Here is an 18,878-nt window from a genome sequence, read left to right as displayed (position 1 = left end):
AACAAGTGGAGAGTGAAGAGGCCATGTCTTCTCAACGCCTACGCCGTAAGCGATCTTACGAACTGTGAATGTAGCGCGGTTTGAACCACCCTGGATCTTCTTAACAGTTCCTTCGAAAACCTGTGTTCTTGTACGCTCACCCTCAACGATCTTAGCGTATACCTTAATAGTATCACCAGTTTCGAACTTAGGTGCGTTAGCATTCAGCTGCTCTTTTTCGAGTTCTTCAATAATTGTCATTTTTGTATCTCCTTATAATGGACGTTCTATAATGCCATGTCTGCTTACCCTCGGTAAACCAGCAACAGAGGACCGTCTATTTATTGCAACTTAAGTATAATAACACATAAGATGTCATATAGTCAACATATCGTTTATAATTAACGAAATGTTTTTTACTTCTTTTCTTCATTCTCAATAAGGCGCTTAATAGCATCAACCGCTATTTCTATAGCCTTACCGGTATCATGTACCTGAGGATTAGGAAGACCGAGCTTAGCGCGCTCCTGATTAGCTACAGTCAGAAGGATTGTACCGCACTTAACTTTGAGAATAGGTGCTACTGTATAAAGTGCAGCAGACTCCATCTCTGAAGCAAGAACTCCGCATCTCATCCATGCTTTCCACTTATTTTCAAGCTCATAAGATACAGGCTTCTTCTCAGGCTCATGCTGGCCATAGAATGAATCCTTACACTCTACAACACCTACATGATAAGGATATTCCTTTGCTTCAGCTGCATCTACCAAAGCTCTTGTAACTTCAAAATCAGCAACAGCCGGGAATTCAATAGGAGCATACTCTTTGCTGGTGCCTTCCATTCTTACAGCACCATTTGCAATAATAAGGTCGCCGCCCAGAACATTGGTCTGCATACCGCCACAAGTACCAACTCTGATAAAAGTCTTAACTCCGCATCTTGCAAGCTCTTCCATACATATAGCTGCAGAAGGGCCGCCAATACCTGTAGATGTAACGCTTACCTTGCGACCGGCAAGTGTTCCTGTATAAGTTGTAAATTCACGGTTCTGTCCTACTTTTTTAGGATTTTCAAAAAATGCTGCAATCTTCTCACAGCGTCCCGGATCACCCGGAAGAATAACATATTCGCCTACCATATCAGAACTAACGCCAATATGATACTGCAGTCCTGAACCTTCGGTATAATCGATCATCATAGCCTCCTGAATTATGATAAAGATATTGTTACTGTTCTATAATCTTATAAATATTTTCGAACATTTGTTAACCCGAAGTGACTTCGGGTATTTTTTGATCTGTAAAAACAGACCACGCCTTTAAAAATATCGGATTAAAACTTCAATTTCTTAAGGGTTAAACTCGCAAACGCTTCGCTTTTTGCTCGTTATAAAATCGCTGCTAACGCAGCTCTACTGGTACGGGGCTTATAACCCCGCACCAGAAATCAAGATCCTCCCACCACCTAAAGGTGGTGGGTTATCTTGATCATTTTATATATAATAAGACTTCCAATAATCTTATTTTCATATACGATCACATAAGTCCGTCCATTACATGGATCTTCATGGTGTTAGTATCAATATTAACATCAAGAATACACTGCTTAATGGCAGGTATGAGAACATTTGGGCCACCATCTGCTCTCTCCATCTCATATACATCATTAGCGCCTGTCTGAAGGACATCTATAAGCTTACCAAGCTTATTGCCTTCCTCGTCAACAATATCTATTCCAATAAGGTCCTGAATGAAGTATTCACCCTCTTCAAGCTTTACAGCATTTTCCCTTGGAACAGTCAGTATATTACCGCGGAATCTCTCAACCTGGTTGATGTCATCATATTCCTTAAATTTGACAATAACGAACTTTTTGAAAAATCTGACACTCTGGATATGAAGAAGAACAGCGCCTTCTCTCTCGCTTTCCATAGTAACTTCTTTTAAAAGCTTAAAACGTTTAGGATCATCTGTTGTGGGAAAAACATTAACTTCGCCTTTAATCCCATGTGTTGAAGCAATTACGCCTACCTGAAATTTCTGTGTGTATGGCATTTATTCTCCTTCTTATTGCGCGTTATCAGTATTTTCGCTGTTGTTACTTTTCTTTCGCCTTCTGCGCTTTTTAGGCGGTTTGGGCGGATGTGCTATCATCCAGGCTTCATAAAGCTCCGGACGTCTTTCTTTGGTTCTTTCAAGTGACATTGCAAGGCGCCACTCATCTACCTTTTTATGATCTCCTGATAAGAGGATCGGTGGGACTTTTTTGCCCATCCATTCTTCAGGCCTTGAATACTGCGGGTATTCAAGAAGTCCGTCAGTAAATGATTCTGTCTCTGCTGAAATGTCATTATTCAAAACTCCGGGTACAAGCCTTGAAATCGTATCGATCATGACCATTGCAGGGAGCTCTCCACCTGTAAGAACATAGTCACCTATAGAAACATAATCAGTAACTATCTCTTCAAGAACTCTCTCATCGATACCTTCATAGTGACCACAAAGAAAAACAAGGTCATCGCATTTGGCGAATTCCGAAGCCATCTGCTGATCAAAGACCTTACCCTGCGGAGTTACATATATTACGCGTTTACTATGTTCTCTATCTATGCGGCTTTCAAGACTTTTATAGCAGTCATAGACAGGCTGAGCCTGCATGAGCATTCCTGCGCCGCCGCCATATGTATAATCATCAACTTTGTGATGCTTTTGGTCTGCGGAATAATCTCTTATGTTGATACACTCAAGAGATATAAGATTCTTATCCATTGCCCTTCCGAGAATACTTGTAGAAAGGCCTTGTGATACCATCTCCGGAAAAAGAGTCATAACATGGAAATCCATATATACCTCATATAATTAAAAATATAGATAATCTTCACTACCTGTAAAGACAATCCTCACCCAATAAACCGGGCATAAACAAAATCTTCCCACAGACTTACTAATAAGTCTGTGGGAAGGCAAATTCATTTAGCTCCCGGAAGCTGTAAATGGTTATACTGTCAGACAATTTCAACATCTACGTGTTTATCTTCACGTGTAGATGCTGCCTTCACAACAGAGCGGATCGCTTTTGCTATTCTACCCTGCTTACCAATTACTTTACCCATATCTGAAGCAGCGACGTGTAACTCAATAGTTATGTTACGTCCATCGTCCTTCTCGGTAACAACAACTTCTCCCGGATTATCGACTAAAGCCTTTGCGATTACCTCGACTAATTCTTTCATAGTGATGTCCACCTCCGGCTATCGTTGTCTTCAAGCATTAGGAACTTCAATTACAGATTAGTTCTTGTGAACTCCTGCCATTTTGAAGATCTTAGCTACTGTATCTGTAGGCTGAGCTCCGTTTGAAAGCCACTTCTGAGCCTTTTCAGCATCTACCTTAACTGTTCCAGGATTTGTGTTAGGATCATATGTTCCAAGTTCATCAACGAACTTACCCTGTACAGGAGCCTTTGCATCACTAACAATGATTCTGTAGAAAGGTGTCTTCTTCTTACCAATTCTCTTTAATCTGATCTTTACTGCCATTTCTAATATCCTCCATTAGATAAAAAATAAAAAATAGTTATTATATGAAAATCAGTCCATTATAGGCTGTTTCAAACACATTTACATGTTCTTTAAAAGAACTTGTTGTTACCACCGCCAAGCATTCGGCCCATATTCATCATGTTTCCAAAGCCGCCATGCTTGCCTTTTTTCATACCACCAAGCTGCTTCATTACTTTCTGAGACTGCTCAAAATTCTTGATGAATCTATTAACAACTGCTATATCGTTACCTGAACCATCAGCAATTCTCTTCTTTCTTGAAGGGCTCATAAGCTTAGGATTACGTCTTTCCTCAGGTGTCATAGAGAGCACTATTGCTTCCATTCTGGCAAGTTCCTTTTCATCAGGAAGCTGATCCGAACTTATCTTGTTACCACCAGGAAGCATTGAAAGGATACTTCCAAGTCCACCAAGCTTACGCATCTGCTTCATACTTTCAAGATACATCTCGAAGTCGAACTTACCTTTTTTGAGACGTGCAGCCATGTCAGCTTCAGCAGCAATATCTGCTTCCTGATTAGCTTCTACAGCCTTATCAATGAGAGTAAGTACATCTCCCATTCCCAGGATTCGGTTAGCCATACGGTCAGGATAGAACTGCTCAAGGTCTGAGAGCTTCTCACCCATACCTACGTAAAGAATAGGCTTACCGGTAACTGCTCTTGTTGAAAGTGCAGCACCACCTCTGGTGTCACCATCAAGCTTTGAAAGGATTATGCCATCAACTCCGACCTTGTCATTGAATTCTGAAGCAACATTAACTGCTTCCTGACCGGTCATGGCGTCTACAACAAGGATTGTCTGATATACATCAACTTCCTTCTTGATATTGATAAGCTCATTCATCATGTTCTCATCAATCTGTAAACGTCCGGCTGTATCAAGGATAACAACATTCTTGTTATTCTTTGATGCATAATCTATTGCATGCTTTGCTATATCAACAGGTGATACATTGGTTCCTTCTTCATAGAAGTCTACCACCTGCTTCTGGGCATTAACTCGTAACTGTTCGATAGCTGCAGGACGATATACATCGCAGGCTACAAGAAGTGGAAATTTACCTCTTGATTTAAGCTTGCCTGCTATCTTGGCTGCAGTAGTTGTCTTACCTGCACCCTGAAGACCTGCCATCATGATAACAGTTATCTCCTTACCGGGTTTGAACTGAATCTCAGTGGTTTCAGAACCCATAAGGTTGATCATCTCTTCATTAACGATCTTGATGACCATCTGGCCTGGATTAAGACCGTTCATGACATCTTCGCCGACTGCTCTCTCCTGTACAGCAGCTATGAACTGCTTTACAACCTTAAAGCTTACATCAGCTTCAAGAAGAGCCATCTTAACCTCTTTAAGAGCAAGCTTTACATCTTCTTCTGTAAGGCGGCCCTTGCCGCGAAGTTTCTTAAATACGTTTTGTAGTTTATCAGATAAGCTTTCAAAAGCCATTAGATAAGTTCCTCTATAATGTGGTCTGATAATCTTAAGATTTCATTTCTGCCTTGAAAATCATCTTCAGTATTATCAATTATTTTTTTCATCTTCTGTGCATCCGATCTGATCGAATTGAATCTTGAGATCATATGAAGCTTGTCTTCATATCCCTGCATTGTCTGTGTACATCTCTTGATAAGATCATGTACGCCCTGTTTGCTGATCCCATATTCACTGGCGATCTCATTTAATGACATATCGTTGTAGACCAGATCTTCATATATTTCTTTCTGATGGGCCGTAAGCAGATCTCCGTAGAAATCATACAAAATACCCTGTTCGATGATCTTGCCGACCTCGCTCATGTAAACACCTCAGTCACACATCTTATAGTCACTAAATTAGTGCACAAAAATAACATGTTCATACACATGCTTTACTATAATACATGAGTGAGGATGGGGTGTCAAGTATTTTTTCTTTACCCTCTCAGATTCCCTCTTAAATGTTTGCGACATAATCTGATGGAAGTTTGCCTGTAGCCTTTCTAAAGGCTTTACAGAAGGAAGAATAGTCATGAAAACCAGCCTCTATGGAAGCTGACATTGCAGGCTCGCCGGATATTATAAGGTCTCTGGCCTTAAGTATCCTCTTTTCCATAATGTACTGATGTACACTGTATCCGGTCTCAGCCTTGAAGATTCTCATCATATGATACTTACTTATATAGAACTGATCAGAAATTTTGTCGATGGACAGATCATCTTCAAGATGCTCTGTTATATAGTCGATTATATCTATTACCTTGCGGTTATATCTTGCCTTTTCCATAAAGCAGTCAGGATGCTTGTAGCAAGCCTCATTAAGGCCTATAAGAAGCTGAATGAGTTCCACATGGATCCTGAGCCCTGCACAGTACAGATCCTCTTCAGATTTAAGAACATCCTCAAGAGTTCTGAATCTCTCCATAAGTTCAGATGTTATGCCCGCATCAAAGTGTACAAGATTAGTCCTTGTCTTGGCAGTCATATTGAAGCACAGATCAAGGTTATGATCCACGCGGCGTCCTGAAAGCTCTTTACCTTCATGAACCGTAACTTCTTCCGTATTGGCAAGACGAGTAAGCGTTTCAGGCTTTAAATAAAGCACATAACGCTCGTATCCTTCATTTGCAGAAGCTGTAACTTTATGAATGCTGTGATGGGGAACAATTACGATATCGTAGGGTCTTAGCTCGTATTCACGGCCTTCTACCGCATACTGGACATTACCTCTTAGAAAAAAAACTATCTTGTCAAAATCATGATAATGCCACGGCGTATCTATAGACTTTGATTCATCTATGTGAAAAAGTCTGAAATCGCAGTTAAGATAACCTTTCTGCTCGTATTCTACTGATGGGTCGAATTCTTCATACATAGAAGGTTACCATCCTTTTTGTACACAGATATTAAGGTCTACTTCGCCGTCTACGCCGCTTATCTTACCTGCAGCTGAATACTGCCAAATTGAAAATTCATAAGGGAAATAAAGCGGAACATTATAAAATGCTACCCACTTATCAATATCTTCAAGCAAAGACATATCGAGCATAAGAGCAAAAGTCTCATTATTGCCGTATATCATAGGAGTATACCCTGAACCTTTAACTGTATTACAGAAAGTAAGAGCAACCTGTGTCATCTGCTCCTTGGTCATATCCTGAGTTCTGTAATCACTGCTGTCAGGTCTTTCTATGTCTATTACTACAGGGTATGTAACTTCATAAGGTTCTATAGCATCAAGAACGAACTGTGCTTCTTCAAGAGCTTCATCTTCATTAATGGCTGCTGAATAGAAATATACTCCAACCTCTATTCCGGCATTTATTGCGCCTTCGATATTAGCTGTAAAATAGTCATCCTCAACAACTTTACCTGTAGAAGTTCCTCTGTTTCCAACTCTGATAAAGGCATATTCAACGCCTGCATCTGCTACTCTGCCCCAATCGATCTCACCCTGAAATTTGGATACATCAATTCCAAGAGTTCCAATAACTGAAGCATCAGTGCCCTGATATTCAAGAATTCCTGACTCATTTTTGGCAAAATCTGTTTCTGTGAACGAATTAAGAGAAAGTGATTTATCGATAGGCACGAAATAATATCTTCCATCCTTGGCAATAAGGATCTGATCAGGGAACATACTGCGAACAGTATTGGTAATTCCCTTACCTGATTCAAGCTGTTCCTGAACAGAATCAAGGACCTCCTGCTTTGCAGTATCAAAGCCGCCTTCATAAGCATCAGATACCATTTCATCAGCCTCTGATGTCGTATAATAGCCCTCTTCCTGAATAGAATCCAGTTGGGCCTTGTAGGCTTCATTCTCTTTTCTAAGTGCTGCATTTCTAAGGAGTATGGCAATAGAAAAAGAAAGAGTAACAATAGCAATAAGACTAAGCAGAATGATCGAAATGATATTCTGTGTGGTAACTGCTGCATGTATGAGTTTTCTGTTCTTTTTGCTTGCCATATACGTCCTTTCTATGCAGTAATTTTAGATTTTTTCTTCAAAATAGCTCTTATAGCCTTCGCCATAGATCTCGGTTGCAGATGTAATGATCATAAATGCTTCAGGATCTTCTTCTTTGACAATTTCCTGTGCCTGAGGAGATATCCTCTTTCTTACAACGCACATGATAACCTTTTTGTCCTTACCTGAAAATGCTCCCTGACCATATACATGTGTAACACCAAGATCAAGTTCCTTTAGAAGTCTCTTGGTAATAGTCGTATGTCTGTCTGATATGATGAAAAGAAGTTTGGCTTCATCATTGCCATACAGAACCTTATCCAGGGCTATACCATTTATAAACACTGTTATGAATGCATATAAAGCAGCTGGTATATCTTTAATAACAATTGCCGCAAAAGCTATTACAAAGAGGTCTGTTATAAACAACAGTCCGCCCGTCTTAATATGCGGATACTTAAGCCTAAGGAGCTTTATTATAATATCAGATCCTCCGCTTGTAGCACCCTGCTGGAATATTATCGCCATGGCAACTCCGGCAAAGAGTCCGCCGAACACGGAAGCAAGCACCATATCATGAACGAAAAAGGCCTGTCCGTGCTTGGCAATAAAGTTAGTAAATACAGAGATCATACCTGTGGCATAAAGCGTTGAGCATATGAAATGCCATCCGAATTTCCATGTTCCCACCAGCAATATAGGAATATTGAGAAGCATGAACCATGTACCGGTTCCAAAAGGTACTATTCTGTTAAGTACAATAGCTATACCTGTGATACCACCAGGCGCAATATTATTAGGATCACTGAATATGGCCGTACCGATGCCGTAGAGAAAGGAAGCGGCCGTGATCAACAAATAATTTACTATTAGTTTGGATAAGTTTTTTCTCTTACTCATAGGAAAAACCTACCTTCGTAAGAATATCTCAGATCTGGGTTGTAACCAGTCTGGGACGATATCCCTTTTCCTCAAGCGCCTGTGTGATCTGAGTCTTGTGCTCAGTTCCATAGGCTTCTAGTGTAATCCGCAGCTCTACAGCAGCATTGCGGTTTATTGATACGAACTGATTGTGTTCAAGTTTGATTACGTTGCCACCAAGTTCAGCGATAACTCCTGATACTCTGGAAAGTTCGCCCGGCTTATCAGGAAGAAGAACTGAAACAGTGAAGATTCTGTCTCTTCTGATAAGACCCTGCTGAACAACAGATGACATTGTGATCACATCCATGTTACCACCAGACAGAACGCATACGACCTTCTTGTCCTTACATCTGAGCTGTTTAAGTGCAGCTACAGAAAGAAGTCCTGAATTCTCAACGATCATCTTGTGATTCTCAACCATATCAAGGAATGCTACAACAAGGTCTTCATCATCAACCTTGATGATCTGATCTACATTCTGCTGAACATATGGGAATATCTTATCTCCTGGAGTCTTAACAGCTGTACCGTCAGCTATTGTATTAACTCCGGGAAGTGTTACTACCTTACCTTCTTTAAGAGAAGAATTCATGCAGGCTGCGCCTGAAGGTTCAACACCTATAACCTTGATCTTAGGATTAAGGAGCTTAGCAAGAGTGCTGACACCACTTACAAGTCCGCCTCCTCCGATTGGTACAAGTATATAGTCAACTGTCGGAAGTTCTTTGAAGATTTCCATTGCTATAGTACCCTGACCTGTTGCTACGTCAAGGTCATTAAAAGGATGAACGAAAGTATATCCTTTTTCTTTGGCGAGTTTCTTGGCATGAGCTTCTGCCTCATCATATACATCGCCGCTAAGTACAACTTCTGCGCCAAGGGCCTTTGTGCGGTTAACCTTAATCAGCGGAGTTGTTGTAGGCATTACGATTGTAGCATGTACGCCGTACTGCTTTGCAGCATATGCAACACCCTGAGCATGGTTACCTGCAGATGCTGTAATAAGACCCTTCTTACGATCTTCATCAGACATTGTACTGATCTTGTAGTAAGCGCCTCTCACCTTATAAGCGCCAGTTCTCTGCATATTTTCAGGTTTTAAGTAAACCTTATTACCTGACTGTGACGAAAAATAATCGCTGTACATAAGTTTCGTCTCAAGTGTGACTTTTTTGACCTGCTCGTAAGCCTCCTCAAACTTATCAAGGGTCATCTTCTTCTCTTCCGGCATTTCCTGTTCCCTTCCTACTGTATTTATATTTGCCAAAACAGGATAAAGCATCTTGCAAGTATGTTCTATCCTGTGATTTGCATAACTATTATTTTAATGTCTTGTTAAAATATCTATAGCCTCTTCTTCAGTAAGCTGTGAGCTGTCCATCTCGCCTGATGAAAGCTTTCTTGCTACTATTTCCTGATCAAGCTTTACTCTTTCTTCATGATCAATATCAAAAAGGGCATCAACGAATTCCTGCGGCTCAAATCTCTCAAGATCGTCAAGAGACTCACCAACACCTATGTATTTGACAGGTATATTGAGTTCACTAACGATAGCTACCGCAATTCCGCCTTTTGAAGTTCCATCCATCTTGGTAAGAATGATTCCTGTAAGGTCTGTAACTTCACCGAACTCTCTTGCCTGTGACATTGCATTCTGACCCGTTGTACCATCAAGTACTATGAGATTCTCTCTCTTGTATTCTGGAAGATGATTATCAAGGATCTTGTTCATCTTACGAAGTTCTTCCATAAGATTCTTCTTGTTATGAAGTCTTCCTGCTGTATCTACAATTAGTATATCTATATCTTTGGACTTGGCTGAATTGACCGCATCAAAGATAACACTCGCAGGATCAGCTCCCTCTACGCCTTTAACAAGAGGCACACCAGCCCTATTAGTCCACTCTTCGAGCTGCTCTGTAGCTGCTGCTCTATAGGTATCTGCAGCTGCAACTAAAACTTTTTTGCCCTTGTTCTTATAAATAGATGCAAGCTTACCAACAGATGTAGTCTTACCAACACCGTTAACACCTATTATAAAAAGAACTGACTTCTGATTTTCAAAATCATAAGCATGCTCATCTGTATGCATCTGCTCTCTTATGTTTTGTATCAGAAGATCGCGACATTCTCTGGTTGAACGGATATTCTTCTCCTCGACCTGAGAACGCAGCTTATCAAGGATACGGCTTGTAGCATTAACGCCAATATCCCCCATGATCAGTGTCTCTTCCAGATCGTCGTAGAAGTCACCATCAATTTCTGAATAGCCGGAAAAAACATTGTCCAGCCCTTTGACCATATTGTCTCTTGTTTTAGAAAGACCACCTTTGAGCCTTGAAAAAAATCCTGCCACTAGTTCGTTAGCTCCTTATCAATGAGATTAACACTTACAAGTGCCGACACACCCTTTTCCTGCATGGTAATACCATAGAGTCTGTCTGCACTTTCCATTGTACCACGACGATGCGTAATTACAATGAACTGAGTATCTTTTAATTTATGCAGATATTTGGCAAAGCGCACAACGTTATTTTCATCAAGCGCTGCCTCAATCTCGTCAAGTAAGCAAAATGGTGAAGGCTTAAGGTTCTGAATAGCAAAAAGCAGAGCTATTGCAGTAAGGGCCTTCTCGCCACCGGACATCATGTTCATGTTTACAAGTTTCTTGCCCGGGGGCTGCGCTATGATCTTGATGCCTGCTTCAAGTATATCGACTGATTCATCAATTTCAAGAGTTCCGTGTCCGCCTCCAAACATTTCTTTAAATACTTTATCGAACTGTTCACTGATAAGCTTAAACTGTTCTCTGAACTGATTCCTCATTGATTCATCAAGATCTGCTATGATAACTCTGAGCTGCTCTTCCGCAACAACAAGGTCATCATGCTGAGTCTTAAGGAATGAATACCTTTCGGATACATTCTTGTAATCCTCTATAGCATTAACATTAACATCTCCAAGTTCTCTTATGGAATTCTTGAGCTGTCCTATCTCCTTCTTCATTGAAGAAGCATCTGTAAGCTCAGGATCCTTCATCTGTGCAGCCTGGGTAAGAGTTATTTCATATTCATCCCACATGTAGTTGATAAGACCTTCTACCTGAGAATCAAGCTTCTCTTTCTGTGTTGAAAGTCTGTTAACTTCTCTGTCAAGTGAAGACTTGGACTCAGCAAGCTTTTCACGAACCTCAAAGAAGTTCTTCTGCTTAAGAGATATCTCTTCTCTTGTATGCTGGATCTTTTCAAGTTTTTCTTTATTTTCCTGATTGCTGGTAGCAGAAGCTTCCATTGTCTGCATGATCTGTACAATGTCAGCATTTTTCTGCTCAAGTTCTCTTCCGGATGTTTCTATATGTTCAAGAACTTCATTAAGATCTTTCTGTCTTGTAGCAATCTCTTCATCTATTCTTGACAGGTTCTCCTGCTGGAATTCAAGTCTCTGGGATACTTTTGCAATTTCCATTTCCCATTTGGATATTTCAGATGCTGCCTCTTCCTCATTACCTGAAAGTTCTGAAAGCTCCTTATTAAGATCTTCCAAAGCCTTCTGACACTCAGCTTCTGTCTGTATGGACTGCTCAAGCTTTTCCTTAGTCTCTTTTTCCTGCTTCTCTATATCAGCTACCTGATTCTCAATATCAAGATTTTCATTCTTAAGAGATTCAAAAGATGTAGCTTCTTCCTTCTGCTTCTCTTCTTCTCTTACGACATTGAGTCTTGCGGTATTTTGTTCGATGAACTTGTTCTGAAGCTTAAGTCTTGTTGTCTCAAGACTTACACGAAGAGCATTTCTTTCTTCTCTTACGGATGTTATCTCTTCTTCAAGTTTTCTAGCCTCTTCAAGCTTTTCATTAACTTCTTTTTCAAGGTCATCCATCTCACGTCTTCTACCAAGAAGATTAGATGAGTTCTTGAAAGCACCACCGGAAATAGCTCCGCCAGGCATGAGAAGTTCGCCTTCAAGAGTAACCATTCTGATACTATAGCTGTACTTGCCGGCTATTCTTGTAGCATTATCTATATCGTCAACTACAAGGACTCTTCCAAGGAGATTAGCAGCAACTGCCCTGTATTCCTTATCAATCTTAACAAGGCCATCAGCAAGACCTATTGCACCCTTTTCGTTAAGCGCATCCTTGAACCTGAAATCCTGCTGGCTCTTAAGTGCTGTAAGAGGAAGGAATGTAGCACGGCCTCCCTTGGTCTGCTTAAGATATGCGATCATCTTCTTGGCTGTAGCTTCATCCTTTGTTACTACGTTTTGGATGCTTCCGCCAAGTGCAGTCTCTATAGCAGTTTCATACTTTTTATCGGTTTTGATAATATCGGCTACAACACCTATAACTCCGGGATTATTATCCTTTTGCTCCATGACACGCTTAACAGCGCCGCCGTAACCTTCATATCTCTCCGTAAGATTAGCAAGAGCATCAAGCTTTGACTTTTGCTGCATGGCAGCATTTCTTGCTTCTCTTATCTTCTCATCATTGCCTGATAATATCTCTTTGATCTTGGCAAGACGATCTTCACCGCTTTTCTGTTCATCAGTAAGGACGCGGATTTCTTCATTTACAGCCTCGAATATATCTCGAAGCTCTTTCATCCTTGCTTCCTTCTTCTCTTCATCAGAGCTGGCCTGAACAAGCTTACTGGTAAGTTCTGCCTTTCTGATCCCAATCTGTTCTTTCATGGTTGAAAGAGAACTCTGACGTGATTTGATATTGGCACGATCACTAATAGTACTTATGATCTTGGCATTGTTCTCTTCAATCTGCTTGTTCAGTTCCTGTTCACGGTCCTGAATCTCATTATATTTATCGGTAGCTATTTTCTTCTTATCTTCAAGTGCTGAAACCTCTTCATCTACACCTGTTTTAGTAGAAAGAACTCCCTGCTTTTCTTCATTTGCCTTAAAAATCTCAGCTTCTATCTCGGTCTTTCTGACCTGGAAGTGCTCTGAACTTGCTGTTACAGAACGAATCTGTTCTTTGAGAAGTGCAAGCTGTCCTTCAAGCTTTTCTTTAAGGACGCTGGAACTTGTCATCTCATTTCTGGCTTCTTCAATCTCTTGTTCTATCTCATCAAGTCTTGCCTGTGCCTCATCATAATCGATCCTTGCCTGATCATATTTAGCACCAACTTCTGTAAGATCTTTCTCAGCAATAGAAAGCTTTTCACCGGCTTCTTCCAAAAGTCCCTTAAGTCTTTCCGTATCCATAAGGAAAATATTGACATCGAGAGTCTTAAGTCTTTCCTTATTCTTAAGGTATATCTTGGCAATCTCAGACTGCTTCTCAAGAGGTTCAAGCTGCTTCTCAAGCTCAGATAAAATATCTGTAATACGGGTGAGATTGAGCTTTTCATCCTCAAGCTTCTTGATCGCAGTCTCTTTCCTTAACTTGAACTTAACGATTCCTGCAGCCTCATCAAAAAGATTACGTCTGTCTTCAGGCTTGGAAGAAAGGATCTGATCGATCTGACCCTGTCCGATAATGGAATATCCCTCTTTACCAATACCTGTATCATAAAAAAGCTCATTGATGTCCTTAAGACGACATGGGCTGTTGTTGATCATATATTCTGATTCACCGCTTCTATAAAGGCGACGTGAAACAGTAACTTCTTCAAAATCAATGGAAAGTGCATGATCGGAATTATCAAGAGTTATGGCAACGTATGCAAAGCCAAGGGGCTTACGAAGCTCAGTTCCTGAGAATATGACATCCTGCATGGAACCGCCACGAAGCTGCCTGGCGCGCTGCTCACCAAGAACCCAACGAACTGCATCGGCAACATTACTCTTACCGGATCCGTTAGGTCCTACAATTCCTGTTATTCCGTTGTGAAAATCAAGTTTTATACGATTGGCAAAAGATTTAAAGCCATGAATCTCAATACTCTTAAGATACATATCCTCTTTTTAAGAGACATATAAAAGCATACAAAGGTCTCTGTATTCAATAAAGAAACCTCATCCCATAACCCTTAGGTATGTGCATATCAAGCCTTATCTTTAAGCTTGAGAACTGCCTGATAAGCAGCCTGCTGTTCTGCAGCTTTCTTGGTATGTCCCTCACCCTCTCCAAGAATTTCGCCGCTTACAAGTACACGCGACTTAAATATTTTATCATGTTCCGGACCACTCTCGCCATAAATTTCGTAGGAAAGAGTTTTGCTGGAATCTTTCTGAACCAATTCCTGAAGTACGGACTTGGCATCCACAAAGATCTGCTTATTCTCAAGATCGTTGAGAATAAACTTGTCTATATGACTCTTGGCAGGTTCAATGCCACCATCTATATAGATAGCACCTATAACCGCTTCCATAACATCAGAAATTATAGAATCGCGATGTCTGCCTCCTGTTGATTCTTCGCCTTTTCCAAGGAGAATAAACTTTTCAAGTTCAATATCTCGGGCACAAAAAGCAAGTGCCTGCTCACAGACCATTGAAGCACGCATTTTGGTCATCTGACCTTCCTTCTTGTCCGGGTAATTATTGTACAGATACGTACTGGATACCATTTCAAGTACAGAATCGCCCAAAAACTCAAGTCTTTCGTAATCAGGCTGCTTATTGATCTTCTGCTCATTGGCATAAGATGAATGTGTAAGAGCCATACGAATCAGCGCTCTGTCCTTGAAATGATACCCGATGCGGTCTTCCAGTTCGGTAATATCATTTTCGTTATACATTTTATCCTCCAGTCCCTGCTTGGGGCCGATAATCAAAAGGCAATGGACGTTACTATATAAATATTAAAGTCCGAAGACCCGCTTTCATACAGTAAACGTCCAAAAGCTCTTCTAATATATATTAAATGTTATTAGTTCTTAGCTTCCTTAATGAGAGCAACAGCTTCTCCTACAGTAGAGATTTTCTCAACCTTCTCCTGTGGGATCTGAATCTTAAACTCTTCTTCAATACCCATAATGATCTGGAATACATCAAGTGAATCTGCTCCAAGGTCATCAATAAAAGTTGTATCTTCTGTAATCTCATCCGCATCAACATTAAGAACGTCAACTATAAGTGCTTTTAATTTTTCAAGTTCCATAACCCTTTACTCCTTATTATTTTATTTAATGCAAATGCTGTAAATATAAGACATTCAGACACATGCATCATATAAATCAATCCTTGTTGTTCAATACCTCTTTTATCTTATCATCAACATTATGTGTTTTAAAGAGAACACATTGAAGAATTGAATTCTTAACTTCAACAGCCTTAGCGCTTCCATGTGTCTTAACTACGAGTCCATTAAGTCCCAGCATAGGAGCTCCGCCATACTGCTTGGCATCAAATGCCTTAAGGTTGGTTGTAAACTCTTTCTTAAGAAGAAGGTATGCAATCTTGGTTCTAAGATTTGTAAGGAAAGTATTCTTTATGACTCTTCCCATAGTCTTGGCAACACCTTCATACATCTTAAGAGCTATATTACCAGCAAAAGCTTCAGTTACGATAACATCTGCAGCACCTGCAGGAATCTCTCTTGACTCAACGTTGCCGATAAAATTGATGTCAGGACAATTCTTAAGAAGCGGGAAGGTCTCCTTTACAAGTGAATTACCCTTATCCTCTTCTGTTCCAATTGAAAGAAGTCCTACTGTAGGATTCCTCTTACCAAGAATGTTCTCAGCATATATAGAACCCATAATAGCAAACTGAAGAAGCTGATCAGGTCTTGCATCTACATTAGCTCCACAGTCAATAAGAAGGGATACACCCTTTTCTGTAGGGATCATAGGAGCAAGAGGTGCTCTCTTAACGCCCTTGATACGACCTACGATTGTCTGTCCGCCAACAAGGTTAGCACCGGTACTACCTGCGCTTACATAAGCATCAGCCTCGCCGTGCTTGACCATCTGCATAGCCTTTACTATAGAAGAATCAGGCTTCTGTCTGATAGCAACAACAGGTGCTTCTGCCATCTCTATGATCTGTGTAGCATTTACTATCTCAACTCTGTTCTGGTCATATCCGTTGTACTTGGAAAGTTCAGCCTGGATCTTGTCTTCCTGTCCGACAAGAAAAACCTTAACATTACTATCTTCCTTTATAGCTTCAATAGCACCCTTGACGATCTCTCCGGGTGCATTATCTCCACCCATAGCGTCAACGGCAACTCTAATAAGATCAGCCATTTAGCTCCTCCATTTAATGTTTAATAATGATGTCTGTGCCTAAAATATCGGCGCCCTGCGACTGCCATATTACTAAGACAGTCAGCAAACATACATAATTCCGCATAAAAGCACTATTACAAGTTTACTCGACAAAAGGGCAAAAATCAAGGCTTCCCGATAAATCGGAAAGCCTTAATATTTAACCGTTTTAAATTAGTCTTCAACAGCAACAACGCTCTTGTTCTCATAGTAACCGCAAGCTTTGCATACCTGATGAGGCTGCATAAGAGCTCCGCAGTGGCTGCACTTTACAAGAGTCGGTGCGCTCATCTTCCAATTTGCTCTTCTCTGATCACGGTGACCTTTAGAAGACTTATTCTTAGGGCAGATAGACATTCGTAACACCTCCTTACGCTGGTCGTATTCGATTACCAGCCGTAAGCCAAGCTGAGCCGGTAATAATATTACTCACTTAATATGTGCGACTTTGTCACACGCTTAATGATTATACCTAGATGGTACCCTTTTGTCAATACCTAAATATTTTAACTAGTATTTACAGGATGTAAATTCGACATGTCCAGAAGTACAGGGATGTACTTCTATGTCGTAATCATCTAAGCAGTTCGTATGTATCTCTTGCAATAGCAAGTTCTTCGTTAGTAGGAACTACATAAACTTTAACCTTGCTATCTTCTGTAGATACAAGCTTCTCTTCGCCTCTTACCTTGTTAGCTTCATCATTGCACTTAACTCCAAGGAATCCAAGACGATCGATTATAAGCTTTCTTACAAAGCCTGAGTTCTCACCAACACCTGCTGTGAATGCGATGCAGTCAACACCGTCCATAGCTGCTGTATAAGAACCGATATATTTAAGAACCTGATAACAGAAGCTGTCAACGGCTCTGATAGCGTTCTTGTCGCCCTTAACATAAGCAGACTCAAGATCACGGAAGTCTGAGCTGATACCTTCAGAAAGTCCGTATACACCTGATTCCTTGTTAAGAACCTTCATAACACCAGCAGTGTCAAGATTCATCTTCTTCTCAAGTGTTTCAATTACAGAAGGGTCGATAGATCCGCATCTTGTACCCATGATAAGACCTTCAAGAGGAGTAAGTCCCATAGATGTATCTACACACTTACCATTCTTAACAGCGGATACAGATGCACCGTTACCAAGGTGGCATACGATGATCTTAAGTGAATCATATGGCTTTCCTTCAATTTCAGCAACCTTCTTGCTTACAAATGAATGTGATGTACCATGGAATCCATAACGACGGATCTTGTAATTCTTGTAAATATCGTATGGAAGACCATAAAGATATGCTTTCTCAGGCATTGTCTGATGGAAAGCTGTATCAAATACTGCTACCATAGGTGTGCCAGGCATAAGCTCCTGACAAGCTCTGATACCGATAACATTAGCAGGATTGTGTAAAGGTGCAAGATCAGAAACTTCTTCAATAGCCTTTACTACTTCTTCATTAATAACAACAGACTTTGTGAACTTCTCTCCACCATGAACGATTCTGTGTCCTACAGCATCGATCTCATCAAGAGACTTAACAACGCCACTCTCTGTAAGTGCTTCAAGTACAAGGCTTACAGCTGTCTTGTGCTCAGGCATAGGAGTTACCTTTGTAACCTTGTCCTTACCTGTAGCTGTATAAGAAATCTGACTTCCCTCAATACCGATTCTCTCGCAAAGGCCCTTAAAAAGAAGCTGTTCTGTCTCTGCGTCAATAAGCTGGAACTTAAGTGATGAACTACCGCAATTTATAACAAGAACTTTCATTTCATAGCCTCCTTACTCTGCATCCTGTGCCTGAACTGCTGTAAGAGCAACAACTCCAACGATATCTTCCCAGCTGCATCCACGAGAAAGGTCATTAACAGGACGAGCGATACCCTGAAGCATAGGACCATAAGCATCAGCTTTTGCAAGTCTCTGAACGAGCTTGTATCCGATGTTACCACCATCAAGGTTAGGGAAAATAAGAACGTTAGCATGACCAGCTACAGGTGATCCGGGAGCCTTTGAAGCTGCAACTTCAGGAACGATAGCTGCATCAAGCTGAAGCTCACCATCACATACAAGATCAGGATACTCTTTGTGAGCGATCTCTACTGCGTTAACTACCTTGTCTACAAGAGCGTGCTTAGCAGAACCCTTTGTTGAGTGTGAAAGGAATGCAACCTTAGGCTCAGCCTGAACAAGCTGTCTGAAAGAATGTGCAGAAGACTCAGCAATAACTGCAAGCTCTTCTGATGTAGGATCCTGGTTAAGACCTGAATCAGCGAAAAGGAATGTTCCATTCTCA

20 protein-coding genes are annotated in these 18,878 nt (G+C 40.7%); all 20 read right to left on the bottom strand.

All coding sequences use genetic code 11. The annotated features are described in order from the left end of the window. A partial coding sequence (locus K6G87_RS16575) for a 50S ribosomal protein L19 (RefSeq protein ID WP_296839733.1) occupies positions 1–240 on the bottom strand: 240 nt, incomplete at its 3' end. 155 nt (positions 241–395) lie between these two features. Then, positions 396–1,175: a uridine phosphorylase gene (gene udp, locus K6G87_RS16570; protein ID WP_296839731.1), complete on the bottom strand. Its 780-nt coding sequence runs from the start codon at positions 1,173–1,175 to the stop codon at positions 396–398. Between the two features lie 340 nt (positions 1,176–1,515). Beyond that, positions 1,516–2,034: a ribosome maturation factor RimM gene (gene rimM / locus K6G87_RS16565; RefSeq protein ID WP_296839729.1), complete on the bottom strand. Its 519-nt coding sequence runs from the start codon at positions 2,032–2,034 to the stop codon at positions 1,516–1,518. Between the two features lie 12 nt (positions 2,035–2,046). Next, entirely contained in the window at positions 2,047–2,823 is a 777-nt protein-coding gene (trmD, locus tag K6G87_RS16560) for a tRNA (guanosine(37)-N1)-methyltransferase TrmD (protein WP_296839727.1), read from the bottom strand. A gap of 161 nt (positions 2,824–2,984) precedes the next feature. Next, positions 2,985–3,212, bottom strand: a complete 228-nt coding sequence (locus K6G87_RS16555) for a KH domain-containing protein (RefSeq protein WP_022754441.1) — start codon at positions 3,210–3,212, stop codon at positions 2,985–2,987. 57 nt (positions 3,213–3,269) lie between these two features. Continuing rightward, a complete protein-coding gene (rpsP, locus tag K6G87_RS16550) occupies positions 3,270–3,518 on the bottom strand; it encodes a 30S ribosomal protein S16 (RefSeq protein ID WP_296839724.1) in 249 nt (82 codons plus the stop codon). Positions 3,519–3,610: 92 nt separating this feature from the next. Then, complete coding sequence (gene ffh, locus K6G87_RS16545) at positions 3,611–4,993, bottom strand: signal recognition particle protein (protein ID WP_296839722.1); 1,383 nt, start codon at positions 4,991–4,993, stop codon at positions 3,611–3,613. Next, entirely contained in the window at positions 4,993–5,343 is a 351-nt protein-coding gene (gene ylxM, locus K6G87_RS16540; RefSeq protein WP_296839719.1) for a YlxM family DNA-binding protein, read from the bottom strand. Before ylxM ends, ffh begins: the two co-directional genes overlap by 1 nt. A 136-nt stretch (positions 5,344–5,479) precedes the next feature. After that, positions 5,480–6,397: an AraC family transcriptional regulator gene (locus tag K6G87_RS16535; protein WP_296839716.1), complete on the bottom strand. Its 918-nt coding sequence runs from the start codon at positions 6,395–6,397 to the stop codon at positions 5,480–5,482. A 6-nt stretch (positions 6,398–6,403) separates the two neighbouring features. Continuing rightward, positions 6,404–7,492, bottom strand: coding sequence for a glycoside hydrolase family 25 protein (locus K6G87_RS16530; protein WP_296839714.1), 1,089 nt, complete (start codon positions 7,490–7,492; stop codon positions 6,404–6,406). A 24-nt stretch (positions 7,493–7,516) separates the two neighbouring features. Next, complete coding sequence (locus K6G87_RS16525; protein ID WP_296839712.1) at positions 7,517–8,392, bottom strand: YitT family protein; 876 nt, start codon at positions 8,390–8,392, stop codon at positions 7,517–7,519. Between the two features lie 28 nt (positions 8,393–8,420). Beyond that, complete coding sequence (gene ilvA, locus K6G87_RS16520) at positions 8,421–9,647, bottom strand: threonine ammonia-lyase (RefSeq protein WP_296839737.1); 1,227 nt, start codon at positions 9,645–9,647, stop codon at positions 8,421–8,423. Between the two features lie 93 nt (positions 9,648–9,740). Continuing rightward, the gene (gene ftsY / locus K6G87_RS16515; RefSeq protein WP_296839736.1) at positions 9,741–10,718 is read right to left on the bottom strand and encodes a signal recognition particle-docking protein FtsY; all 978 of its coding nucleotides are present in this window, start codon (positions 10,716–10,718) and stop codon (positions 9,741–9,743) included. Between the two features lie 53 nt (positions 10,719–10,771). Further along, positions 10,772–14,329 (bottom strand): chromosome segregation protein SMC, encoded by a 3,558-nt coding sequence (gene smc, locus K6G87_RS16510; protein ID WP_296839709.1) that lies wholly within the window; start codon positions 14,327–14,329, stop codon positions 10,772–10,774. A gap of 89 nt (positions 14,330–14,418) precedes the next feature. Further along, positions 14,419–15,114, bottom strand: a complete 696-nt coding sequence (gene rnc / locus K6G87_RS16505; protein ID WP_296839707.1) for a ribonuclease III — start codon at positions 15,112–15,114, stop codon at positions 14,419–14,421. 131 nt (positions 15,115–15,245) lie between these two features. Continuing rightward, positions 15,246–15,476: an acyl carrier protein gene (acpP, locus tag K6G87_RS16500; protein WP_296839705.1), complete on the bottom strand. Its 231-nt coding sequence runs from the start codon at positions 15,474–15,476 to the stop codon at positions 15,246–15,248. Between the two features lie 76 nt (positions 15,477–15,552). After that, positions 15,553–16,566, bottom strand: coding sequence for a phosphate acyltransferase PlsX (gene plsX / locus K6G87_RS16495; RefSeq protein WP_296839704.1), 1,014 nt, complete (start codon positions 16,564–16,566; stop codon positions 15,553–15,555). Positions 16,567–16,761: 195 nt separating this feature from the next. Then, positions 16,762–16,944, bottom strand: coding sequence for a 50S ribosomal protein L32 (gene rpmF / locus K6G87_RS16490; RefSeq protein WP_296839703.1), 183 nt, complete (start codon positions 16,942–16,944; stop codon positions 16,762–16,764). A gap of 217 nt (positions 16,945–17,161) precedes the next feature. Then, positions 17,162–18,352 (bottom strand): acetate/propionate family kinase, encoded by a 1,191-nt coding sequence (locus K6G87_RS16485; protein ID WP_296839702.1) that lies wholly within the window; start codon positions 18,350–18,352, stop codon positions 17,162–17,164. Between the two features lie 12 nt (positions 18,353–18,364). Further along, on the bottom strand, positions 18,365–18,878 hold a 514-nt coding region (locus tag K6G87_RS16480), incomplete at its 5' end, for a phosphate acyltransferase (RefSeq protein ID WP_296839699.1).

The sequence above is a fragment of the Butyrivibrio sp. genome (genome assembly GCF_024699075.1).
The sequence above is the reverse complement of the archived record's forward strand: the minus strand, read 5'-3'. Positions and strand labels throughout refer to the sequence as shown.

What these genes read in the sequence shown, in the direction of transcription:
- udp (WP_296839731.1), bottom strand. Translation starts at nt 1,175, where the DNA reads ATGATCGATTATACCGAAGGTTCAGGACTGCAGTATCATATTGGCGTT.
- rimM (WP_296839729.1), bottom strand. Translation starts at nt 2,034, where the DNA reads ATGCCATACACACAGAAATTTCAGGTAGGCGTAATTGCTTCAACACAT.
- trmD (WP_296839727.1), bottom strand. Translation starts at nt 2,823, where the DNA reads ATGGATTTCCATGTTATGACTCTTTTTCCGGAGATGGTATCACAAGGC.
- K6G87_RS16555 (WP_022754441.1), bottom strand. Translation starts at nt 3,212, where the DNA reads ATGAAAGAATTAGTCGAGGTAATCGCAAAGGCTTTAGTCGATAATCCG.
- rpsP (WP_296839724.1), bottom strand. Translation starts at nt 3,518, where the DNA reads ATGGCAGTAAAGATCAGATTAAAGAGAATTGGTAAGAAGAAGACACCT.
- ffh (WP_296839722.1), bottom strand. Translation starts at nt 4,993, where the DNA reads ATGGCTTTTGAAAGCTTATCTGATAAACTACAAAACGTATTTAAGAAA.
- ylxM (WP_296839719.1), bottom strand. Translation starts at nt 5,343, where the DNA reads ATGAGCGAGGTCGGCAAGATCATCGAACAGGGTATTTTGTATGATTTC.
- K6G87_RS16535 (WP_296839716.1), bottom strand. Translation starts at nt 6,397, where the DNA reads ATGTATGAAGAATTCGACCCATCAGTAGAATACGAGCAGAAAGGTTAT.
- K6G87_RS16530 (WP_296839714.1), bottom strand. Translation starts at nt 7,492, where the DNA reads ATGGCAAGCAAAAAGAACAGAAAACTCATACATGCAGCAGTTACCACA.
- K6G87_RS16525 (WP_296839712.1), bottom strand. Translation starts at nt 8,392, where the DNA reads ATGAGTAAGAGAAAAAACTTATCCAAACTAATAGTAAATTATTTGTTG.
- ilvA (WP_296839737.1), bottom strand. Translation starts at nt 9,647, where the DNA reads ATGCCGGAAGAGAAGAAGATGACCCTTGATAAGTTTGAGGAGGCTTAC.
- ftsY (WP_296839736.1), bottom strand. Translation starts at nt 10,718, where the DNA reads ATGGTCAAAGGGCTGGACAATGTTTTTTCCGGCTATTCAGAAATTGAT.
- smc (WP_296839709.1), bottom strand. Translation starts at nt 14,329, where the DNA reads ATGTATCTTAAGAGTATTGAGATTCATGGCTTTAAATCTTTTGCCAAT.
- rnc (WP_296839707.1), bottom strand. Translation starts at nt 15,114, where the DNA reads ATGTATAACGAAAATGATATTACCGAACTGGAAGACCGCATCGGGTAT.
- acpP (WP_296839705.1), bottom strand. Translation starts at nt 15,476, where the DNA reads ATGGAACTTGAAAAATTAAAAGCACTTATAGTTGACGTTCTTAATGTT.
- plsX (WP_296839704.1), bottom strand. Translation starts at nt 16,566, where the DNA reads ATGGCTGATCTTATTAGAGTTGCCGTTGACGCTATGGGTGGAGATAAT.
- rpmF (WP_296839703.1), bottom strand. Translation starts at nt 16,944, where the DNA reads ATGTCTATCTGCCCTAAGAATAAGTCTTCTAAAGGTCACCGTGATCAG.
- K6G87_RS16485 (WP_296839702.1), bottom strand. Translation starts at nt 18,352, where the DNA reads ATGAAAGTTCTTGTTATAAATTGCGGTAGTTCATCACTTAAGTTCCAG.